The sequence below is a fragment of the Acidimicrobiales bacterium genome (genome assembly GCA_035547835.1).
Classification (GTDB): Bacteria; Actinomycetota; Acidimicrobiia; order Acidimicrobiales; family Iamiaceae; genus DASZTW01.
The window spans coordinates 713,163-734,696 of the sequence record DASZTW010000005.1; the positions used below are offsets into that span (position 1 = coordinate 713,163).

Consider the following 21,534-nt stretch of genomic DNA (forward strand, 5'->3'; position numbering starts at 1 on the left):
CGTGGATCTCATGAGACAACGTACGTCTCGCGTTGCTCATCTCCCTCGGCTGGACCTGAGCCCGGTCTCCATCAACGGTCTGACCCGAGTCGGTCGCGGACGAGTGTGATCGCCTCGGCGGCGGACCCAATGATCCGGTCGATCCCGAAGTCGGCGGGATCCTCCAGGGCGAGACGTACTGCGTGCTCGACAGCGGCGATCGCTGTATGGGCCAGAAGCTCCTCGTCGAGGTGTTCTGCGTCGTAGCGAACCAGCGCCCAGCGGACACCTGGCCGCAGAAGGGCGACCAAGCGGCGCCGGTGTGACTCGATCGCGGACCGCACGCCCGGTGGCGTCCCCGGCGCCGGAACCAGCAGGAGGCGCCACGAGTCGGGTCGGAGCCGCACATCGTCGAGGATCTGGTGCAGCGCAGCGAGCATGAGCGTTGCCGGCTCGTCCCGGAATGGCGGCATCGGGACCGCCGCGACGACGGCGTCAAACATGCGCTGCTGTTCGCGGGCGAAGAGAGCTTTCAATGCTCCGTCGACGTCGCCGAACAGGTTGTACACGACGGTCTTGGCGATCTCGCCGGCCCGAGCGATGGACTCCATGGACACCGAGCCGAACCCCTCCTCGTTTACAAGTACGAGGAGCCGGTCGAGTAGCTGCTCTCGTCGCGCCCCCGATTCGAGTCGGGGGCGCCTCTGCCGCGTCTTCGATTTTATGTACGCCACCGTACATACGCTAGCGTACCTAGCGATGGACTTCCCCACTGAGGAGCAGCTGCAGGTCGACACGCCGCCGCTCGAGCACCTCGGACCGCGCGACGTCCTGCGCCTGGTCCACATCGTCGCCGCCCTTCTGTTCTCCGTCGGCTTCGCCGTCGTCGCCCGGTCGTGGCGCCGCCCTCGTCGCGCAGTGGCAGAAGTTGCGTGCGACGGCCTCGTCGACGGGCTCATCCGCCTTGGCCCGACCATGGTGAAGGTCGGACAGATCGTCGCCAGCTCCGGCACGTTGTTCCCTCCGGTCCTCGCGAGTGCCGCCCGACGCTGCCTCGACGAGGTCACTACCTTCCCGGCCGAACACGTGCGCCGCGCCGTGGAAGAGGACCTTGGACAGCCGATCGAAGCGCTGTTCGCGTCTTTCGACGACGAGCCGCTCTCTGCGGCGTCGATTGGCCAGGTTCATGCCTGCACGCTCCTCGACGGTCGCGACGCAGTGGTCAAGGTCCAGCGTCCTGGGATCCGCACGCGCATGGCGATGGACCTCCGAGTTGGCTTCAAGATTGCGCGCCTGCTCGAGCTGACCCCGTGGGCCCGGCGCTCGAACGCGCGGGAGATCATCCGCGACGTCCACACCACGACGTTCCAGGAACTCGTGCCCCTGCGGGAGGCGTGGCAACAGCACCGGTTCCGTGAAGCCATCGGCGCGTTCGGCGACAACCGCCTGGTCACCGCGCCGGCGGTCTACTGGGATTACTGCGGCCCGCAGGTGATCTGCATGGAACGCGTGTACGGCACGCCGATGGATGCCTTCGACGCGCTCGCAGCCAAGGGCTTCGACGGTCAGACCGTCCTGCGACGCGGCGCGAAGGTGTGGGCCGAAGCGGTGATGATCCACGGTCCGTTCCACGGTGACATGCACGCTGGCAACATCTGGGCCTTGGACGACGGCCGTACCTGCTTCCTGGACTTTGGGATCATGGGCGAGCTCCCGGAGAGCTGGAAGCAGGTGATGAAGGATCTCTTCTACACGTGCTCCTTCGACTTGGACTTCGTTCGCATCGCCCGCTCGTACCGGGGTGTCGGCGCGATCCCCGCGGACGTCGGCACCGACGAGGAACTCGGCGCGGTGATCGAGGCGATCTTCGGTCCGCTCCTGACCGATGGTTTCGGCAATCTCGACATCGCTGCGATCGTCACCCAGTCCTTGGAGCTCCTCAAGCTCTATGACGCCACCGTCCCGCGCGAGCTGGTGCTCATCGGCAAACAGCTCCTCTACGTCGACAAGTTCACGACGTTCCTCGCGCCCGAGTACTCGCTCACAGCCGATCCCTATGTCGTCAAGAACATCTTCCCCGCCGAGGCTGCAGCTCGTGCGGCGGCGCTCGAGATGACGCTCGACGACGACGCGGTGTGGGTGTCGCCGGTGAAGACGGCGGCAGTCGCTTCCAGCGAACCGACCAGTACCCCTCACGACGGAGGACCTCTCGTGACCCTGCCGTTCCTAAGCCCCGAGTGGATCACCGCGATGCGAGAACTACGCGACGAGTTGGATCTCTCGCTCCCCCCGGGCGTGCCGGCGGCGGTCGCCAACATCACCGTCACCGACGTCCCCTTCGGCAACGGCACCGTAGAGGCGCACGTCGATACGACGGACGGGTCCGTCCAGATGGACCTCGGCTACCTGCGCCATGCCCAGATCGACGTGAGTATTGATCACGCGACCGCGCGCGCCCTCGTGCTCGACCAGCAGCCGCAGCTCGCCGTCCGGGCGTTCCTCACTGGCAAGATCAAGCTCACAGGCAACCTCGAAGCCGTGCTCGGACCGGACACGGATCTGATGGAGCTGCTGGGCGCCCTGGGCGCCACTGGTACGGCCACCGTCGCCGAACTCCACCCGGCAGCTGGCTCAGTCGGCGAGCGGGTGCGGTCGCTGACTGCCTGACGCACTCGGCCGCGGGCAGTCCGGCGGTCGGCGCGGCGAGAGGCGGGCGAGGTCGACGGCGATGAACAACACCGCGTACCACACCGCCCGTTCGGATCCGGCGGAGCCGGTGGCCCTGATGCGGAGGCGCGGTCGTCCTGCCGCTCGAGTGAGCCCCCGGGACTCCAATGGGTTGCCGATCGGTGTTGGACGGTGGGAGCGGACGGTCAGCGAACCCATGCACGCGGGCATCCCGACGATGCGCAGAACGTGGCCGGTCACTTCGTCGAAGGTCGCTGCGATGCGGCCCCGACGACGCGCTCGGGTGCTCGTTCGAGGCCCGGCCCCGATTCCAGCGTCGTGATCGCCTGATCGTCGACGATCGTTGAGGTTGATCGACCGCGGAGGGGTCTGTTGGATCCCAGCATCGGGCGCTACGCCGGCGGGGGATCCACCGACTCGAACCGAGCGCCGTTGTCACCGCTCGCCGGCAGGAACGCACCAATGCTGTGAGCGCGAGGTGGACGGGGGAAGCCATGCGGCGAACGACACGCTGAGCCACCACGACGACCCAACTCAGCGCGCATCTTGTGCGGGCGTCGGTGGTGGAAGGACACCTGGCCAGGGCTACTTGGAAGGCGAACAACAGATTTCGTCTTCTGTTGCATCGCCGCAGTAAGAGGCCTAATGTCTCGGTGTGCTCGCTACCTACGCAAGAGTTCCCGTGCTCGATGGCGAGACCGCATGCCCGGCCTGGTGGCGGTGGGCAAGATGGCACTTGACGGCGTCGGAGCGGCGTCGGGCGGTCCCGGGCGATCACCTGCTGCCGGTTCCCCGGCGGCAAGGAAGCGCTCTTCAGCGCACTGGCCGAGCGTGAGGTCTCGCTTCGTCAAGCCTCGAGCGCTTGCTTTTAACCCACTCGGTCACGGCGCCGATCGCCACCGAGCGGGTCGTGCCACTGACCCCGTCGTGCGCCATCGTGCCGCCTGCTTCACAGAGCCGACGCAGCGATCGAATGTCTCGTCGAACACCTCCTGACGCCGGGGATCAATGCCGCGACGTCTCCCAACACCGCGAACAAGGAGCCAGGACTTGACCACCTACGAGGAAATCCTCGGCCGCGCCCGTCTCGACGACGTAGACGCGATCCTCGAGATTGCCAACACCGACATGGACTCCACGATCCATGCCGTCACCGACAATGCTCAGGCGATCTTCACGTGGGACTATGAGAAGGGATCCCGTCCGGCCCTCAGCCGCCTCTACGAGAAGGCGAAGACGTCTCAATGGAACGGCGAGACCGATCTGCCTTGGGAGACTGAGGTCGACCAGGAGCAATTGGCCAAGTTGATGGCGGCCCAGTTCGGGCTGCAGGGCGGTGACCTGAGCCACACCCCGTTCGCATCCTGGGGTGACGCCGAGTGGACGACGCTTGGGATCGAGAGCCAGAACTGGTCGCTGTCGCAGTTCATGCACGGCGAGCAGGGCGCACTCCTGTGCACGGCGAAGATCGTCGAGACCGTCCCGTGGATCGACGCCAAGTACTACGCCTCCACCCAAGTGATGGACGAGGCCCGACACGTCGAGGTCTTCGCGAAGTACCTCGACACGAAGCTCAGCGGCCATTATCCGATCAACGCCCACCTCGGGATGCTCCTCGACGACATCGTGGACGACAGTCGCTGGGACATGACCTACCTCGGCATGCAGATCATGGTTGAGGGCCTGGCCCTGGCCGCCTTCGGCTTCATGCACCAGCTGACCACAGAGCCGCTCCTCAAGCAGCTGCTCCGCTACGTCATGAGCGACGAGGCCCGTCACGTGGCCTTTGGTGTCCTGTCTCTGAAGGAGTACTACGCCGAGCTCACCGATAAGGAAATGGCCGAGCGCCAGGAGTTTGCCTTCGAGGCCGCGGTGCGCATGCGTGACCGCTTCCTCCAGCAGGAGGTCTGGGAGCGCATGGGGGTCGCGCCGAAAGACGCCATCCCCGTTGTCATGGCCGCGCCCATACGCGCGGAGTTCCAACGAATGCTCTTCACCAAGATTGTGCCGAACTGCAAGAAGCTCGGCCTGCTCGACGCCAATGGCGGGTGGCTCCGCGAGCGCTTTACCGAGCTGCGCGTGATCGAGTTCGAGGACTTCGCCGACACCGGCGAGGAATACGAGGCGTTCGCGCTCGCCGAGGGCGAAGTTGCAGGTGCGGATTGACCAGGGCCATGCGCGCCACGGACACCATCCCCGACCTGTTCTCACCAGCGGCGCTCGCCGATCCCTTTCCGTGCTACGCGGCGCTCCGGCGCCTCGGCGTTGTGCACGATGAGGTGAACCGGATGTGGGTCGTCAGCCGTCACGCCGACGTCCTCGAAGTACTGCACCGACCCGAAGACTTCTCCTCGGCCGGCGGGTACGGAGCCTTCGCCTTGGGTGCAGCCGGACCTGGCGGTGGGGAGAGCGCACGCGGACGCGGCATAGGTCTGGACCGGGCGTTCGGCTCCCGTGTGCTCATCGCCAGCGATCCGCCGGAGCACACGATGCTGCGGCGGATCGTCAGTCGTGGTTTCACCAAGCGGGCGATGGCCGACTGGGAGGCGCGAGCCGCCCGGCTCGCCGATGGGCTCGTCGATGGGCTCGTCGAGCGGATGCGCGTCGGCGATGCGGATGTGGTCCGCGACCTCGCGATCCCACTCCCCGTCACCCTGATCGCGGAGATCCTCGGTGTTCCGGCGTCGAGGATGGCCGACTTCCGCCGGTGGTCGGAGGCACTCGTCGGCGCGTTGAGCAACGACATCGACATCGATAGAAGCGGGCTCGAGATCGCCGCGATGGTTGGCTACTTCTCCGAGGTGGTCGCGGAGCGGCGCGCCATGCCGGGCGTCGACCTGATCAGCGCGATCGCACGATCGGCGCCCGACGGGGACGAGCTCAGCCAGTTCGAGGTCGTCATGTTCTGCATCCTCCTCCTCGTCGCCGGGAACGAGACCACGACCAACCTACTCGGCAACATGGTGCACGCCTTCTGGGAGCATCCGACTGAATGGTCGCGGCTCGTGCAAGATCCCGATCTCGCGCCACCCGCGGTCGAGGAGGGTCTTCGCTATTGCGGTCCCGTCCAAGGTCTCTTCCGCCAGACCACCGCGCCGACGACAGTCGGGGGGGTCAGTCTCCCCGCCGGCGCCAACGTCTACGTCTCCTTCGCCGCGGCGAACCGCGACGACCGGGCCTTCGCCGAACCCGACCGGTTCCACGTCGGACGGGACGCAGGCGCGCAGGTCGCGTTTGGCCATGGCATCCACTTCTGCCTCGGGGCGCAGCTCGCGCGGATGGAGACTCGGCTGGCGATCGCGGCTCTCGCCCGCCGGGGGGTCACGCTGCGCGCCGCTGGTGCGGCGGTCCCCACCACGAGCCCGATCCTGCGCGGGTTCCGCTCGATCCCGGTAACCGCATGATCATGGAAGCGGTAATCCCCGCCGGGACCGTCGAGAAGCGGATCGGCGCGCACGCTTTGCTCGACGACATGTCCTAGGTTCCCGGGCCGGCTCTCGGGGTCCGAGACCCTGCTCTTCGAGGAGCCCGACTCCGGCCCCGATCCCGGCCGGACGTCCCCTGCATCGACGAGCTGGTGCGGAAGATCCAAGAGGAGATCACGACCGACAACCCGGTGATCGGCGAGCGGGGGACCGCTGCGTGGCGGCGACCCGGCGAGGCCGCCGTGGAGGTCAGGGCCGTCTGACGCCGAGCAGTAGGCTGAGACATCACTGCGCGACCACTGGTGCTGTCGACATGGCCGAAGGGACATCGGGAGGCATGGCTGACTCGTTGGCGGCAGAGGCCCTCGGCGTGCCCGAGGTTCCTGGACCCGATCTCGACCTGTACCTCGATGCGGCAGCACGTTGTTTCGCCCGCCACGGCCTTGGACGGACGAAGGTCGTGGACATCGCAGACGAGTTACGCGTGTCTCGCGTCACCGTCTACCGCCAGGTCGGCAACGTGGACCGGGCCGCCCGACTGCTCCTCGCTCGCGAGCTCGATCGTCTCCTGTCGACGCTGCTTCCCCGGCTCTCGTCCGCGACCCGACCCGACGACATCATCGACATCATCGCCGACGCCCTGCGTTTTGCGATCGACCATCCCGTCCTGTCGAAGGTGCTCCGCGACGAACCCGAGCTCGTCGGGGTCTTCGTCGTGACCGAGCTCGACAGCCTGCTGGAACGCCTCCGGCGACTGGCCGAGCCCCTCCTCGTCAAGCTCGAAGCGATCGGCGTCAAATCACCCGTCGATGTCGCCTACCTCGCCGACTGGGTTACGCGGGTGCTGGTCACTATGGTCTTGGCCCCCCCGGCGGACGACATTGACGGACACCTCCGCGCAGTCATGGGCCCGCTCCTCGCCCGGCCTGGACGAGCGGCGAGACAACGCTGACCTTCGGGTCAGGCGCTATCCGCCGAACGGACGAGCCGGTCACGAAGGCTGCCCTCTTCGCCGAAAAGCTCAGTGCGCCAACGCGCGACCAGCTCCTCCGTGTCCCGGTCGTCCGGGTGGAAGCCGGGGCGGTGGTATTCGGCGATCCTCAGCAAGATCGTCTTGCGTGCGAACGGCGAGTTGCGCAGGTTGAACAAGCTTGCCGCGAACCGCAGGGGGTGCCGCGCCGATCGGTCCGTGAGCACGCAGCTGGCGATCGACGCAGCTGCCACCGTCACAAGGGCCGCCGTGGTCACGTCCATTACCAACAAGCGGATCACCTCGCTCCCGACCTGCTCGCGGTAGACGTCGTACGCCACGGACTTGTGCTCGCACTCCTCGAGCGCGTGCCACCGGAACAAGGCGCGCAGCTCCTCGGGCACTTCCTGCTCCTCGAAGGGGTCGTCGGCCAGTAGCTGCTCGGCTAGCACCGAGGTGAAGTGCTCGGCCGCGGCGGTGAAGGCGAGCTGCACCGCCTTGGGAGCGCGCCGATGGATGACGCCCAGGACGATTCCCGTCGCGCGATCGACGAACTTCGTCGGGTAGCCGAGATCGTGAAGCAGCAGGTTGAGCCGGTCGTGCTCCCGGCCGTGCATCGTCTCTTGGCCGATGAACCCGGCCACTTGCTGGCGGAGCTCGTTATCGCCGATGTCCTGGCGGTAGTTGCGGACGGAGTCGATGAAGAACTGCTCGCCCTTAGGGAACGTCGCCGACAGGATGGCCATGACGTGGCTCATCACGATGTCGCCGTCGACGAAGTGCTTCGCGAGCGGCCTGTACCCGAAGGCGATCCGTCGGGTACGGACGCTCCGGTCGTAGGCGCCAGGCACCGCAGTCGCGTCATGCATGGGACTTCCTCCTCGGTTGCGTAACGATGTTACAATAGCATCATATCGTTTCACGTCTCGACGAGGCGGACAGACCGTCAGGAGCCCGCATGCAACTAGAAGGCCGCGTCGCCGCAGTCACCGGCGCAGGATCGGGCATCGGCCGCGCCGTCGCCCTTGAGCTCGCGAGGAGGGGGTGCCTGCTCGCCGTCTCCGACATCGACGCGGCGGGTCTAGACGGCACGGTGGCGATGCTCGACGGACTAGGCGCACCGACGATCCACCACCTCGTGGATGTGTCTGACCGCAACGCGGTCGAGGACTGGGCCGGCAAGGTCGTCGCCGAACACGGGCGCGCCAACGTCATCGTCAACAACGCCGGCGTGGCCCTCGGCGCCACGGTCGAGGCGATGAGTTACGAAGACATCGAATGGCTCATGGGCATCAACTTCTGGGGTGTCGTGCACGGCACGAAGGCCTTCCTTCCGCACCTGAAGGCGGCCGGCGAGGGGCACATCGTCAACGTGTCCAGCGTGTTTGGATTGATGGGCATCCCGTCGCAGTCCGCGTACAACGCAGCGAAGTTCGCTGTTCGCGGCTTCACCGAGGCGCTCCGCATCGAGCTCGACGCTGATGGAACAGGGGTGTCGTGCACGACGATCCACCCGGGTGGCATCAAGACGAACATCGCACGGAACGCCCGCTTCGACGAGGACACCGTGCGAGGGCTCGGCCAGGATCCAGACCGGCTCGCCGCCGCGGCGGACCGCGCGTTCCTCACGAGCCCGGAGAAGGCGGCCGCCGTCATCGTGGGCGCACTCGAGGCCAACAAGCGGCGCGCGTTCGTCGGCCCCGACGCCCATGCGTTTCGTCTGCTCTCTCTCCTCCCACCCGGCGTTTACCAGAATCTGATCCGCTTCGGGATCAACCTCGGAACGAGGGTCGCTCACTGATGAAGCGCGCACCCGACCACCACGTTGTCATCGTCGGCGCCGGTTTCGGCGGTCTCGGCGCAGCTATCGAGTTGCGTCGAGCCGGCATCGACGACTTCGTCATCCTCGAGAAATGGGACGGTGTTGGCGGGACCTGGCGCGCCAACACCTATCCGGGTGTTGCCGTGGACATCCCTTCCTTCATGTACAGCTTCAGCTACGAGCAGCGCGGAACATGGAGCCGGCTGTTTGCCCCAGGGTCGGAGCTCCTGGCGTACGCGGAGGACGTGGCCGACCGGCACCACCTGCGGCCGAAGATCCGGTTCGAGACGACGGTCGTGTCGCTGACGTTCGACGAGGTCGACGATCTCTGGCGCATCCACGTCTCCGATGACGACGGCGACAGGACGATCTCCGCTCGGTTCGTCATCTCTGCCATCGGTGCGCTCGAGCGGCCGGTGCTGCCCGACATTCCCGGGATCGGCGACTTCGGTGGAACGATCGTCCACACGGCTCGATGGCAACATGACCTCGATCTCTCCGGGAAGCGGGTCGCCTGCATCGGCACCGGAGCCTCCGCTCTCCAGCTGATTCCCGAGATCGCCGCGGCAGTCGAGTCCCTCGACGTCTATCAGCGCACCGCCATCTGGGTCGCCCCGAAGCTCGACCCTCGGATCGGTGTCGTAGGGCGGGCCGTGCTTTCGGTGCCGCCCATTCGATCCGCTGTCCGCGGTGTCGGAACCGTCGCTTTCGACCTTGCCGGCAACGTGATCTTTCAACACCGCCTGCGACCCGTCCGGGCCGGGCTCGAAGCAGGGCTCAGGGCGTGGATGCGTCGCCAGGTGGACGACCCAGCGACTCGGGAGGCGTTGATCCCCGATTACGGCTTCGGCTGCAAGCGGCCGTCCATGTCCAACGGCTACCTCAGCGCCTTCAACCGTCCCAACGTCGAGCTGGTCACCACGCCGATCGAAGGCGTCACCCCAGCCGGCGTGGTTACAACCGATGGCACCGAGCGAACCGCCGACGTGCTCATCTGCGCAACCGGGTTCCGCATCATGGCGGAGGCCGAGCCGGTCCCGTTCCCGATCTATGGCCGCAACGGCGTCGAGCTCGGCGCGCACTGGCTCGAACAACGGTTCCATGCCTACCAGGGGGTCAGCGTCTGCGGTTTCCCCAACCTCTTCTCCGTCGCAGGACCCTACGGGTTCGTCGTCGGCTCGTACTTCTGGATGATCGAGGCAACGACAAAACATGCTGCACGCGTGATCGCCGAAACCGACCGGCGTGCGCAGACGACGGCCGAGATCCGTCGCGGCCCGCAGGATAGGTACGTCGAGCAGTGCCGGGAGCGACAAGCCGGAAGCCCCCTCTTCGGGGACGTATGCGCGACGTCGAACACCTACTACGTGAACTTCCAGGGCGACAGCCCCCTTCGGCCCTCTCTCTACGCGGAGATGTGGTGGCAGAACCGCCACTTCCCCCTCTCCCACTACCGGTACGCGACGGCCCCACGGCCGGTTGCGCCTCCCGCTCGACGCCAGACACGCAAGCCGAAGTTGGTCCCGCAACCCAGGTAGCCGGCCGGGCCGAAGCCCGACGCTAGGAGCCGCCGAACAGCGGTCGGATGATACAGCCATCAAGATCTGTTGTATGTCGTAAGCTCCTCGACAATGGCTGAGTCAACCCCCTTGACGCCCGAGTACGACGTCGTCCTGGTCGGGGCCGGCTTCGCCGGGCTCTACCAACTGCACCGCCTACGGGCCCTCGGCCTTTCGGTCGTTCTGCTCGAGGCGGGAGCCGGACTCGGCGGCATCTGGCACTGGAACTGCTATCCCGGGGCCCGCGTCGACACCCACGTGCCCATGTACGAGTACTCGGACGAGACGATCTGGCGAGACTGGTACTGGGATCAGCGGTTCCCCGACTGGCGCGCCCTGCGCCGGTACTTCGAGCACGTCGACGACGTCTGGGAGCTGCGTCGCGACATTCGCTTTGACGCGCGCGTCCAGGGGGCGTCGTGGAACGAGTCGAGCCATACCTGGTCCGTCCGGACCACCGACCGTGAGAGACTGCAGGCGCGATTTGTGGTCCTGTGCACTGGCTTCGCCGCCAAGGCGTTCGTGCCAAGCATCCCCGGTTTGGACGACTTCCGCGGCGCCTGCCACCACACGGCCCACTGGCCGCAGGACGGCGTCGACCTCGAAGGTCTGCGAGTCGGGATCATCGGCACCGGCGCGAGCGGTGTGCAAGTGACCCAGGAAGCTGCGAAGGTCGCCGCCGAGGTGATCGTGTTCCAGCGCACGCCGATGATGGCGCTGCCGATGCGCCAACGAGAGCTCACGCGCGAGGAGCAAGACGCCGCGAAGGCGGACTACCCCGCCCGATTCGACCTGCGGCGCCGGACCAACACCGGATTCGACTACCGGTCCACCGGCGACTCGACCTTCGCCGTGTCCGCCGAGGAGCGGGCCGCGGTCTACGAACGCCTGTGGGAAGCGGGCGGCTTTAGCTTCTGGGCCGGCGGGTTCAACGACATCGTGTTCGACGAACGCGCCAACAGCTTGGCGTACGACTTCTGGCGAGACCGCGTCCGCGAGCGCCTGCGCGACCCGCTGACGGCCGAACTCCTCGCTCCATCTGTGGCACCGCACCCGTTCGGCGTCAAGCGTCCGTCGCTCGAGCAGGACTTCTACGACCTCTTCAACCAGTCCAACGTCTCACTCGTGGATCTCCGGTCGGACCCGATCGAGGGTGTCACCCGAGACGGCTTACGCACGCGGACGCGTCAGCACGACCTCGACGTTCTCGTGCTCGCAACGGGCTTCGATGCCGTCACCGGAGGACTCACGAGCTTGGACCTTCGAGGCACGACCGGCGGCACACTCGCTGACCATTGGCGCGACGGCGTGCGCACCCAACTGGGACTAATGTGCGCTGGCTTTCCCAACCTCTTCTTCCTGTATGGCCCACAGAGCCCATCGGGCTTCTGCAACGGTCCAACCTGCGCGGAGGTCCAGGGCGACTGGCTCATCGACCTGTTGGAGCATCTCGCAGGCCGCGGGGTCACGAGGGTCGAACCCACGCCGGAGGCCGAGCTTGCATGGCGGGAACAGGTGCAGAGCATCGCTGCCATGACTCTCTTCCCCCGAGCGGACTCGTGGTACATGGGCGCCAACATCCCCGGCAAGACGCGGGAGATGCTGAACTGGCCGGGCGGTCTGCAGCTCTACCTCTCGGCGTGCTCGTCTGCCGCGGACGACGGCTATCGGGGCTTCGTGTTCGGTCCGGGCGCGTGACGCGGGCGGGCGACGAGAGGTAAAGCCTGTCGCGTCCTCACCACCCAGCTCGTTCCACCAGCCTGCACAGTCGAACCGTCGAACTCGGGGAGACCTGCCGAGCCGCCAAGGTCGGAGTCGCCAACCGTCGAGAGCGATCGCGGCGGCCGCGTCGCCGGCTGCACGAAGGGCTGTCGCTCATGCCCCTTGACGCCCCAGATCCGCGGCGATGCGCGTGGCAGGCCGCGCGGCTACAGGTCGGGGAAGTGAGGAGCGTGGCGTCTGTCAGGTTTTTGAGGGCCACGGGACACTCCCCAGTCCGAGGTCGGCTGTCGGGTGGAGGGGACTGACGGGGCCTCGTTCAGGGCGCGTTGGTTCGCGCTGCTGCAGGTATGCGCGGCCAGAAGGCCCACTTGCCGAGGACCATCGTCGCTGAGGGCACGAGGAGGGAGCGCACGAGGAAGGTGTCGATGAGGATGCCGACGGTGACGCCGAAGCCGATCTGGCGCAGGTTGGGGAGCGGGGCGAAGGTGAGGGCGAGGAAGGTGCCAGCGAGGATGAATCCGGCGGAAGTGATCACTCGCCCGGTGAGGGTGAGACCTCGGCTGACGGCCTCGTGGATCTCGTAGCCGGCATCCGCTTCTTCGCGGATCCGGCTCATGATGAAGATGTTGTAGTCAGCGCCGAGCGCTACGAGGATCACGAAGAGGAACGGGGCGAGCCAGAAGGTGATCCCGGGGTCGCCGAGGAGTCCTTGGAACACGATGACGGTGATGCCCATCGTTGCGCCATAGGACAGGACCACGGTGGCGAGCAGGTAGATGGGGGCGACGAGGCTGCGAAGCAGGAGCGCGAGCACGACGAAGATCGCCAGGATGATCACGATGCAGATCACTCGGAAGTCGTTGTTCGAGATGCGCCGCATGTCGGCGTAGAAGCTGGACGGGCCGCCGACGGAGATCGTGGCGTGTCGCAGCGCGGTGTTGGCGAGCGATTGCTTTGCCCAGGTCCCGATGTGCTCGATGGTGTCGAGCGAGCTGGTGTCGTAGGGGTTCCCGGCCGGGGCGATGATCAGCCTTGTTGAGTTGCCGTCCGCGCCGAGCAGGAGCCCCATGCGCTGGGTGAGTTGGGGAAGCTCGCGCAGCAGCGGCCCGGTGAGACGCAGACCTCGCGGGGAGGCGAGGGCCTCGAGGAGAGCTGGTGCGTCAACGACGGCGGGGTCGATGTTGAGCGCCGTCGGCGCGACTGAACCGGCGGTGAGCTCGGGCAGGTTGTGCACGGTCAAGGGTGCGCCGACAGGTTGGGTGATCGATCGGACTTCGGCGATGCCATGTCGGGTCCGGAGTTCGTCGGTGAGCTTGTCGATGGCGGCGACGCGGTCGGTGTCGAGGATTGGCCCGTTGGCTTGGATGACGAGGTACACGGGCGACACCATGCCGCCCGGATAGTGGGCGGCGACCGTGTTGTAGCCCTCTCGTGCGTCTGCGCCGTGGGGGAGGTCGGCTACAAGGTTGAACGACTGGTGGTACCAGCCCAGCGCGGATGCGGGAAGCTGCAGCGCGATCACACCGGCAAGGAGCAGTTGTGCCGGGTGGCGTCGTACGGTTTTGGCGACGCGGGCCCAGCGAGCGGAGTGGTCCTGCCCGTGAGCGCGGACCTCATCGAGGGTCCGGGGCCAGAACGCCTTGGTGTTGGCGACGCGCAGCAGCGCTGGCGTCAAGGTGACCCCGGCGGCCAGGGTGACGGCGATCGCGATGCCCACCGCTGGGCCCATCGTCTTGAACATGCCGAAGTCGGCGGTGACCATCGACGAGAACCCGACGATGACGGTCGCGGCCGATGCCGCGATGACGGCTGCGATCGTCGTCGTCGTTCGCCGCACGGTGGTGGCGACGGACGCGCCGCTGGCGAGGTCTTCGCGATATCGAGAGGTGAAGAACAGGCAGTAGTCGGTGCCGGCGCCGAAGACCATGACGACGAGGAAGGTCCCCACCATCGTCGACACCTTGAGACCGCCACTCGCGGCATAGGACACGACGCCGTTCGACACCGCGAACGCGAGTGCGATCGTGATGAGCGGGATGAGCGGTGCGACAACTGAGCGGTAGATGAGCAGCAAGAGTGCGAGCACGAGGATGACGGTGACGATCGCCGTGCGGGAGAAGGACTGCACCACCCCGTTCGCCTGATCAGCGGCCAGCCCGGCGAGGCCGGTGACGTGGTGCGTCAGTCCCGGCGGTGCCGTGTCGTCGAGGTGGCTTCGGAGCTCGCCGATCGCGTGTGTCGACCGCTGCGTGAATGGTGCGCTGGTGAAGCTGACGATCGCGAGCTCTGCCTTGCCGTCGGTGGATCGCAGGAAGGGTGCAAGGTCTGGGCTGGTGGTGGCGGTCTGGGCCTGCTTGATGGCTCCTCGCATCTGCGGGGTCGCGAGGTACGTCTCGAGCTGGCCGATGTAGGCGTGGTCTGCGGTGGTGAGGCCCGTTGGCCGTGCGAACACGAGGATTGCGGCGTCTCGTGTGGGGTCGTTCGGGAACACGCGGGCGAGCACCTTGTCGGCGCGTTGCGAGGGCGCGTTCGCCGGCAGGAAGTCCGCGGTGTCTTGGGAGCCGACATCGTTGAGTGACGGCGCTGCCAGCGTGAGGGCGACCGCTGCCAACAACCACGCGCCGATGACCCAGCGAGCATGACGTTCGACGGCGGCAACGAAACGGTCGAACATCTAGCGCTGCGCCGCCTTCGTATTGGTAAATGAGATGAGCTGCTCCGTCCGTTCCGGGGTGGCCAGGCATGGGACGTGCTGTTGCCACCGAAAGGCCAGGTCGAGTCGGTGCAGCAGTTCGTCAGCCAGGAAGACCAGTGGCTCGCTTCGAGGGCCCGATCGGCTGGCTGCGCAGCTGAGGCCGTGCAGCGCCAACGCGAGGCCCAGCGGCGTCCAGATCGCATGCGCCGCCGTGAGGCTCCGCCCGATCTGCCTCGCAAGGTCGGCCGGGTGGTCTCGGCAAACCGCCGTCACACCGTCGTAGACGGCTTGCGCGTCGGAGTTGATGACACCGGCGACGGCGTGCACCAGGGCTGCCCGCTCGTCGGCCTCCAGCCGTGCCACGACGCAGAGGTCCTCGCAGGAGATGTGACCGCCGGTCGTCGTATGCGGTTGGCCGGTGGCGATGATCGTCCCGCTCCTGCATAGCTCCACAAAGAGGGCCGCTATGTAGGCATCGGTGGCCGCGTCGGTCGGCTGAGGCGGATCAGACCAGTCGGGCCGCTCGAGCCACAGCTCCTCAGACCCTATGGATCGCACCGCTGGCACCTGCACCACGGCCGCATGGCCGAGCGCCGCGGCAGTCGCGTAGTCAGCGGCGCAGGCGCCGGACATGCCCATCGCGCATCGCCGGACGAGGGCTGACTGGCCGTCGCCGAACGTCGCGCGATGGATCTCACCCGACCGACCCCACGCAACGGACCGAGACTCGATCTCTCCCGGCCGAATCGTGGACCGGGCCAAGAGTGTTCCAAGGTCGGCCCAATCGAGCCGTTCGATCGACGCCCTGCGCACGATGGTTGGGTTCACACCCGGCCGACCCGCGGCGGGACCGAACGCTGCGGAGGCCGGACGACGTCGCTCGACAACATCGGGGACTGATCGTAGGATCTGTTCGACACAATGTCCAACGCAACGTCCGGCACAGCGTCGGAAGGGACCCTCATGTCGAGCAAACCTCGAGCGCTCGTTGCTGGCGGGAGTCGGCGACTCGACCCGGCGCAGCGCTGCGCGGGGCGGGGCCGAGGATGAGCGGCTCGTCGGGAGCCACACTGGGTGGCGTGCGCGACGTCCCAGCCGAGATGGCGTCCAAGCTCGACCGAGCAGCCGACGATCTGCTTGCCCGTTTTGACGACCTGCAGATGAGCGATATCGCTCAGGCGGCTGGGGTGGCGCGGTCGTCGCTCTATTACTACTTCGTCAACAAGGACGCCGTTCTCGCGTTCTTGCTCCGAGCGATCCTGGACGACCTCACCGTCAGCGCGCGGGAGGCGGCCGGTGGACCGGGCGATCCCGCGTCGCGGCTGCGCGCGGTCATCCGGGCCCAACTCGAGCACCTCAACGGTCACCCTGCAGCGAGTCAGTTGCTGATCGCGAATCTCGGTCGGGCTGGCAAGCTCCCGGAGATCGCGGCACGGGTGAGCGAGGGATTTGAAGGCCCGGTTCGGCGGCTACTCGTCGAGGGAGCCGCCGACGGATCGCTTCGGCCGTTGCCCGACACTGAGCTTGGTGCAACGGCGCTCTTCGGTGCTGTTCTGGTTATCGGCCTGCGGTCGCTGGTTGTGGAAGGCCGTATCGATGTCGACCGAGTGATGGAGATGATCACGCCCATGTTGTGGTCGGGCATCGCTCCGACTGCGGGCCACGCGACATGAATTTCGCTCATTACGACGCCGACCTTGCCGCGCTGATCTCCGCCGAACCCGGAGGCGGCGGTGGCCTGCCGGGTTACCTCGCCATCCGCACGACCGAGGTCGGACCGGGGACCATGACCGCCGAGGTCGATGTCCGACCCGACCTCCTCAACCCGTTCGGCTCCGTGCACGGCGGCGTTCTGGCGGCGCTCGCCGATCACGTCCTGGGTGCCGTGCTCTACCCCGTGATCCCACGCGGAGCCTGGGCAGCCACCACGCAGCTCAACCTCAACTTCACAGCACCGGTCAGGGATGGGACGCTCGCCGCACGGAGCCACATCATCTCCTTGACGAAGCGAACCGCGGTGGTGCGGATCGACGTGACCAACGGTGACCGCCTCGTGGGCGCCGCTCAGGGCACCGTCACCGTGACGCCGGCCCGCTGATGTGTCTTCGCGACCTGGAGGCCGCTCGATGACCACCGCGCACGAGCTTGACCTCCCCACGATCGACATCTTCGGTCTCGAACGCGCCGAGGCGTTGCGGGCCCTCGATCAAGTGAGGCGGCAGCACTGGCTGGCGCGCACGCCGCTCGGCTACCTGGTCACCCGCTACGACGACGTCACCGCCTTGTTGCGCGACCAACGCTTCCACTCCGCGCTCTCGGCCCTGCCCGCGATGGCGGGCGTGCCCGAAGGCCGCATGCGCGACAGACAGCGGCGCTCGATCCTGTCGATGGAAGGGGACGAGCACACCCGCGTCCGGCGGCTCGCGTCTCCAGCCTTCACGCCTCGTGCGACGGAGCGGCTACGGCCGTTCATGCAGCAGGTGGTCAACGAGCTGCTCGACCCGTTGGCCGCTACGGGCCAATGCGAACTCGTGGGCGACGTGTGCGAGCCCTACCCCATCCCCATCATCTGCGAGCTGCTCGGCGCCCCACGAGAGGACTGGCGACTGTTCTCGGAGTGGGCGACGGCCATCTTCCGCATCTTCAACAACGACATCGCCAACGACCTCGATGTGATCGAGGCAGCGATGACCGAACTCGACGCCTACGTCCGCCTCATGATCGACGAGCGTCGCAGCCAGCCCGCTGACGACTTGCTCACGCGCCTCATCAGGGCCGAGGAGCAGGGCGATCGCATGAGCACCGACGAGCTCGTGATGATGACCGAGGCCGTGTTGATGGCCGGCACCGACACCACACGGAACCAGCTTGCGTGCGCGGTCGCGCTGTTCAGCGGCCACCCTGACCAATGGGCTGCTCTCGCCGAGAGGCCCGCTTTGGCGGCGAGTGCTGTCGAGGAGGTGATGCGCCACCTCGGCACCGTTCGTGCCACTGTTCGGATCGCCGCTCAAGACGTCGAATACCGCGGGGTGACCTTCCCAGCCGGCACCCTCGTGGCGACGAGCCTCGCGGCAGCGAATCACGACCCGGACACCTGGTCCGATCCCGACCGCTTCGACATCGAGCGCGAGCCGAGCGGTGCGCCGCAACTCACCTTTGGCTCCGGGATCCATTACTGCTTGGGCGCCTCGCTCGCTCGCGCCGAACTCCAAGAAGCGCTCCCGATCCTCGCCCGTCGGATGCCGAACATCGGGCTCGCGGAGCCGATCGTGTGGAAGCCGCCAACCGTCGGCATCTGGGGCCCGAGCCGACTCGCACTGCACTTCGACCCAACCGGTTGAGCCACACGCTGCGCCGCCGATGACTTCCGCTGGCCCCCAGACTCCGAGCACGCCCGGCGACGCGGCCGGTCCATTGCTTGACATCGCTGAGCAGCATTTCGCGGCGCGAGGTGTCGCCCGCTCGTCCGCGAGCGAGATCGCCAATGCAGCGCGGATGTCGCGAGCGACGTTCTACCGGCGCGTCCCCAACAAGCAAGCGCTCGTCGCGCTCGTCGGCCTAAGGCAGGTCGATCGGTTGCTCGCCGAGCTGAGCGCCGCGGTCACCACGGAAGTGACGCTCGCTGAGGTTGTCGTCGAGGGATTCATCTCGGCCGTGGAGCGGGTCAAGTGTCGTGAGCCGCTCTGGCTGTTGGTCACGGGGAGCCTCGACGACGGCGGCGAGTGGTCGCCCTCGAGCTGGCTTGCGCAGGCTGAGGATCGGTTTCACGAGCTCGTTGCGCCATTGTTCGTCGTTGCGCAGCACGAAGGCCTGATCCGACCGGAGATCGATATCGAGGCGGTGGTGGCCGTTGTGGTGCCGCTTCTTCGATCCTGCTCCGCGGACGTGAGTACGACATCAGATCGTGGGCGCGCGCTTCGCCGCCTGCTGCGCTGCACGCTTGTCCCGATGATCGTCCCCGACGGAGCGGTCACCCAACGGTTGTCACCCACCGCCGTCCAGGCCTTCCGCCGAGCGCTGCGAACCGACAGCCTGGCGCTGCCCGGGGTGCAAGCCGAGCCCAAGACCACCACCGTGGTCGGACTCACTGGCGGTGTGTGCGTGGGTTAGGCGACGAGTGCGTTGGGTCCGGGTCTCGACAGGTCGGTAGCGAGGCTCACGGCACGTGTTCGTCAGCGGGCGGGCTGGAGAACAGGAACGCGATCAGCTCCGGGTCGTCGAGGATCGTCCAATCCGGGGCGATGAGCTTGGCGTAGCGCTCGAAGTAGAGGAGCTGCTTCGCGACAAGGACCAGCTCGCGGGGGAGGCGGACGTCGTAACGGGTGCCGATCTTCACAATGTCGACGAGGACCTCGCCATAGGAGATCTCCGAGAGCGGCCGCTCGAGGATCGGGGTGACCAGCTCAGCGATGTCGCGCGAGGACTGCTCGAGGTCCGCCGGGCCGAGGATGGCGCCGAGGTCATAGATCGCGCTCGCGACGCGTCGGAAGTCACGGTCGACCAGCAGGGCTGGTAAGCCCTCGCTGATGACGCGGCGGGTCGCGTCATCGAGCTCGCCACAGATCCCGAAGTCCAGGAACACGATGTGGCCGTCAGTGTCGAGCATGAGGTTCCCCGCGTGCACGTCACCGTGGAAGAACCCGTGCACGAGCGCCGCTTCCATCCAGCCACGCACTCCGGCCTTGAGCGCCTCGGCGAGGTCCCAACCGGTGGGTCGGAGTCGGGCGAGATCGTCGATCTTGTAGCCGTGGATCCGTTCCATGGTCAGCAGACGCGGGGTCGTGAGTGGCCAATGCACAGCAGGGACCCGGACCTCGACGTTGTTCCCGAACCGGTCGAGACCGCCGGCGAAGCGTTCCATCGATCTCGCTTCGATGACGAAGTCGACCTCAGCTACGAGGGTGGGTTAACTGTGCGTCTCCCGCTCGCGGGCCGAGAGGCGAGCAAGCACAGTGCTCACGCTGCCATGCCTACAAAACAGGCGCTCTCGCTGCCCACAATCCATCGCGCGTCCATCGCGCGGACGCTGACTTCCACGAGCGTCCGCGACCCACCAACCCGACGACCTGGACGCCTACTGCCGCCCCCATCTGCCCACCGATGCGCGACACGACCGGCTTCCCAAGCTGAATACGGGAGTCGATTCTCCCTCCCTAATCCACAAGAAGAAGCCCAGGTCAGCAGCGCTGCCACCCAGAGGCCGACGCCACATCGCGTTTGGACGATCGCGCCGGGGTCGCGCCAGAACCTCCAACGATGCTGAGTGGGCCTGGTCCCGCGAGTGAACTTCGGCGTCTACGCCTCTGATGGGCCCGCGTGCTCGGGCCTCGTGGGCTCGCCGTCGGCTTATCGCCGTCGGTCTCGACGCTCTGGGCCCTGGTAGTGCTGGGAGACTTCGGAGATGGGCTCGCTGCTTGCCGATCGAGTGTTGCCGCTGATTCGGACGCGTGGCGAACTGTGGGGCCGAGCCGCGGCGACTGCGCACGGCCGCCAGATGCACGAGGCGGTCGCGATCCTGTACGGGGCCGCCGAGCGCGAGGACCCAGCGGTGGTGTTCACCGTGACGCAGCGAGCGATCGGGTCTGCGATCACGATCATTCTGCGAGCCGATGACTCCAACGGCGTCATCGGTGACGCAATCGACGGGTTGTTGGCCCTCCACCCCCGCCTCGCCGCCAAGGCATCGGTGCCGCCGGCGCGACTGGTCGAGTGGATGATCCGATTCCAATTCGACGGCCGCCAAGACTTCTTCAACCTCGACCCCGTCGCCTACGCGCCCGCGCTCGGCGCCGCCGGGACCGACCTCTACCGGTCCCGCCTCGCCGAGATCTACAACCAGCTCGGACCCGAACGTGCCGACGACCAATACGCGCCGCGGCTGCGGGTCGAGGATCCAGCTGCCTGGGACCACGTGATCGAGGAGCGCCGCACCCGATTCGTGTTGGACTACAACGCGCAGCGGCTCGCCGTCCTCGACCGCGACGTCGACGCGATCATCGCCACCCACGCCCCGGACCGAACAGTTGCCTCCCGTCTGCATGACACAGCGAAGGCGCTCGCTGAGATCGGCGAGACCGACCCGGCCATTGACTGGGCACGCGAAGCCACCAACATCGACCACGGCCACCAAGCGCGCCAAGCCGCCCGCTACTGGTGCGACCTCATCACCGAACATCACCCCGACCAGCTTTGCGACACCTGCCTCGTGGTGTTCAACCGGTGGCCCACCGCCGAAACCGCCAACGACCTCCGCCAGGCCGCCCGCGACGCCTGGCCTCGACACAAGGACCACGTCACGCAGACACTCGCCGCCCAGCCCCGCGAAGCCGTCCGATTCACACTCGACTACCTCCGCGAACCCGCACGTGCCTGGGAACTCGCCCACCAACTCGGACTCGCCGACAATCACACCTGGGAAACACTGGCCGACGCCTACGCCCAAATCGACCCCGCCGCGGTCTTGCCGGTCCTCGGCCGACTCGTCGACCTCGACCTCCAAGTCGCCGACGCCAGGAACTACCGGAGCGCCGCCCATCGCCTACAACAGATGCGGGCGCTGAGCGCCGCGACTCCCGACGACGCGGGCGTTGACCAACTCATCGCCGACCTGCGCCACCGGAACCGGCACCGACCGCGGCTGCAACGAGAATTCGACGCTGCCAACCTGCCCTAGC

The 21,534-nt window shown here is 67.0% G+C and carries 16 protein-coding genes and 1 pseudogene; 12 read left to right on the top strand and 5 right to left on the bottom strand.

Annotated elements, in window-relative coordinates; genetic code table 11:
• Positions 1-71 precede the first annotated feature (71 nt).
• On the bottom strand, positions 72-590 hold the full coding sequence (locus tag VHA73_05600; protein HVX17490.1) for a hypothetical protein: 519 nt from the start codon (positions 588-590) through the stop codon (positions 72-74).
• Between the two features lie 148 nt (positions 591-738).
• On the opposite strand from VHA73_05600, the gene VHA73_05605 reads away from it, so the two are divergent.
• The 4 genes from VHA73_05605 to VHA73_05620 all read left to right on the top strand — a co-directional run bounded on the left by VHA73_05605 (position 739) and on the right by VHA73_05620 (position 7,044).
• A complete protein-coding gene (locus VHA73_05605; GenBank protein ID HVX17491.1) occupies positions 739-2,646 on the top strand; it encodes an AarF/UbiB family protein in 1,908 nt (635 codons plus the stop codon).
• A 1,071-nt stretch (positions 2,647-3,717) separates the two neighbouring features.
• Positions 3,718-4,833, top strand: coding sequence for a ferritin-like domain-containing protein (locus VHA73_05610; protein HVX17492.1), 1,116 nt, complete (start codon positions 3,718-3,720; stop codon positions 4,831-4,833).
• An 8-nt stretch (positions 4,834-4,841) separates the two neighbouring features.
• Positions 4,842-6,071: a cytochrome P450 gene (locus VHA73_05615; GenBank protein ID HVX17493.1), complete on the top strand. Its 1,230-nt coding sequence runs from the start codon at positions 4,842-4,844 to the stop codon at positions 6,069-6,071.
• Between the two features lie 358 nt (positions 6,072-6,429).
• The gene (locus VHA73_05620; protein ID HVX17494.1) at positions 6,430-7,044 is read left to right on the top strand and encodes a helix-turn-helix domain-containing protein; all 615 of its coding nucleotides are present in this window, start codon (positions 6,430-6,432) and stop codon (positions 7,042-7,044) included.
• 8 nt (positions 7,045-7,052) lie between these two features.
• Here the strand turns inward: VHA73_05620 and VHA73_05625 are convergent, their stop codons facing one another.
• Positions 7,053-7,931: a metal-dependent hydrolase gene (locus tag VHA73_05625; protein ID HVX17495.1), complete on the bottom strand. Its 879-nt coding sequence runs from the start codon at positions 7,929-7,931 to the stop codon at positions 7,053-7,055.
• An 89-nt stretch (positions 7,932-8,020) separates the two neighbouring features.
• Between VHA73_05625 and VHA73_05630 the strand changes: the two genes are divergently transcribed.
• The 3 genes from VHA73_05630 to VHA73_05640 all read left to right on the top strand — a co-directional run bounded on the left by VHA73_05630 (position 8,021) and on the right by VHA73_05640 (position 12,141).
• Entirely contained in the window at positions 8,021-8,863 is an 843-nt protein-coding gene (locus VHA73_05630; protein HVX17496.1) for an SDR family NAD(P)-dependent oxidoreductase, read from the top strand.
• Positions 8,863-10,422, top strand: a complete 1,560-nt coding sequence (locus tag VHA73_05635; protein HVX17497.1) for an NAD(P)/FAD-dependent oxidoreductase — start codon at positions 8,863-8,865, stop codon at positions 10,420-10,422. Before VHA73_05630 ends, VHA73_05635 begins: the two co-directional genes overlap by 1 nt.
• A 93-nt stretch (positions 10,423-10,515) precedes the next feature.
• A complete protein-coding gene (locus VHA73_05640; protein HVX17498.1) occupies positions 10,516-12,141 on the top strand; it encodes an NAD(P)/FAD-dependent oxidoreductase in 1,626 nt (541 codons plus the stop codon).
• 340 nt (positions 12,142-12,481) lie between these two features.
• Here VHA73_05640 and VHA73_05645 read toward each other — a convergent pair whose 3' ends face one another.
• Both VHA73_05645 and VHA73_05650 read right to left on the bottom strand, forming a co-directional pair.
• On the bottom strand, positions 12,482-14,839 hold the full coding sequence (locus VHA73_05645) for an MMPL family transporter (protein HVX17499.1): 2,358 nt from the start codon (positions 14,837-14,839) through the stop codon (positions 12,482-12,484).
• Complete coding sequence (locus VHA73_05650) at positions 14,840-15,499, bottom strand: hypothetical protein (protein ID HVX17500.1); 660 nt, start codon at positions 15,497-15,499, stop codon at positions 14,840-14,842.
• 440 nt (positions 15,500-15,939) lie between these two features.
• On the opposite strand from VHA73_05650, the gene VHA73_05655 reads away from it, so the two are divergent.
• The 4 genes from VHA73_05655 to VHA73_05670 are packed head-to-tail and all read left to right on the top strand — an operon-like array spanning position 15,940 to position 18,970.
• Positions 15,940-16,533 carry a TetR/AcrR family transcriptional regulator gene (locus VHA73_05655; GenBank protein HVX17501.1) on the top strand — a complete coding sequence of 198 codons (594 nt, stop codon included), beginning with the start codon at positions 15,940-15,942 and terminating at the stop codon, positions 16,531-16,533.
• Positions 16,530-16,958: a PaaI family thioesterase gene (locus VHA73_05660; protein HVX17502.1), complete on the top strand. Its 429-nt coding sequence runs from the start codon at positions 16,530-16,532 to the stop codon at positions 16,956-16,958. Before VHA73_05655 ends, VHA73_05660 begins: the two co-directional genes overlap by 4 nt.
• A gap of 28 nt (positions 16,959-16,986) precedes the next feature.
• Positions 16,987-18,201, top strand: a complete 1,215-nt coding sequence (locus VHA73_05665) for a cytochrome P450 (protein HVX17503.1) — start codon at positions 16,987-16,989, stop codon at positions 18,199-18,201.
• 19 nt (positions 18,202-18,220) lie between these two features.
• Positions 18,221-18,970, top strand: coding sequence for a TetR/AcrR family transcriptional regulator (locus VHA73_05670; GenBank protein HVX17504.1), 750 nt, complete (start codon positions 18,221-18,223; stop codon positions 18,968-18,970).
• Positions 18,971-19,016: 46 nt separating this feature from the next.
• Here the strand turns inward: VHA73_05670 and VHA73_05675 are convergent.
• Positions 19,017-19,751, bottom strand: a pseudogene (locus VHA73_05675) (AarF/UbiB family protein).
• A gap of 510 nt (positions 19,752-20,261) precedes the next feature.
• Between VHA73_05675 and VHA73_05680 the strand changes: the two are divergent.
• Positions 20,262-21,533: a hypothetical protein gene (locus tag VHA73_05680; protein HVX17505.1), complete on the top strand. Its 1,272-nt coding sequence runs from the start codon at positions 20,262-20,264 to the stop codon at positions 21,531-21,533.
• Position 21,534: the final 1 nt, after the last annotated feature.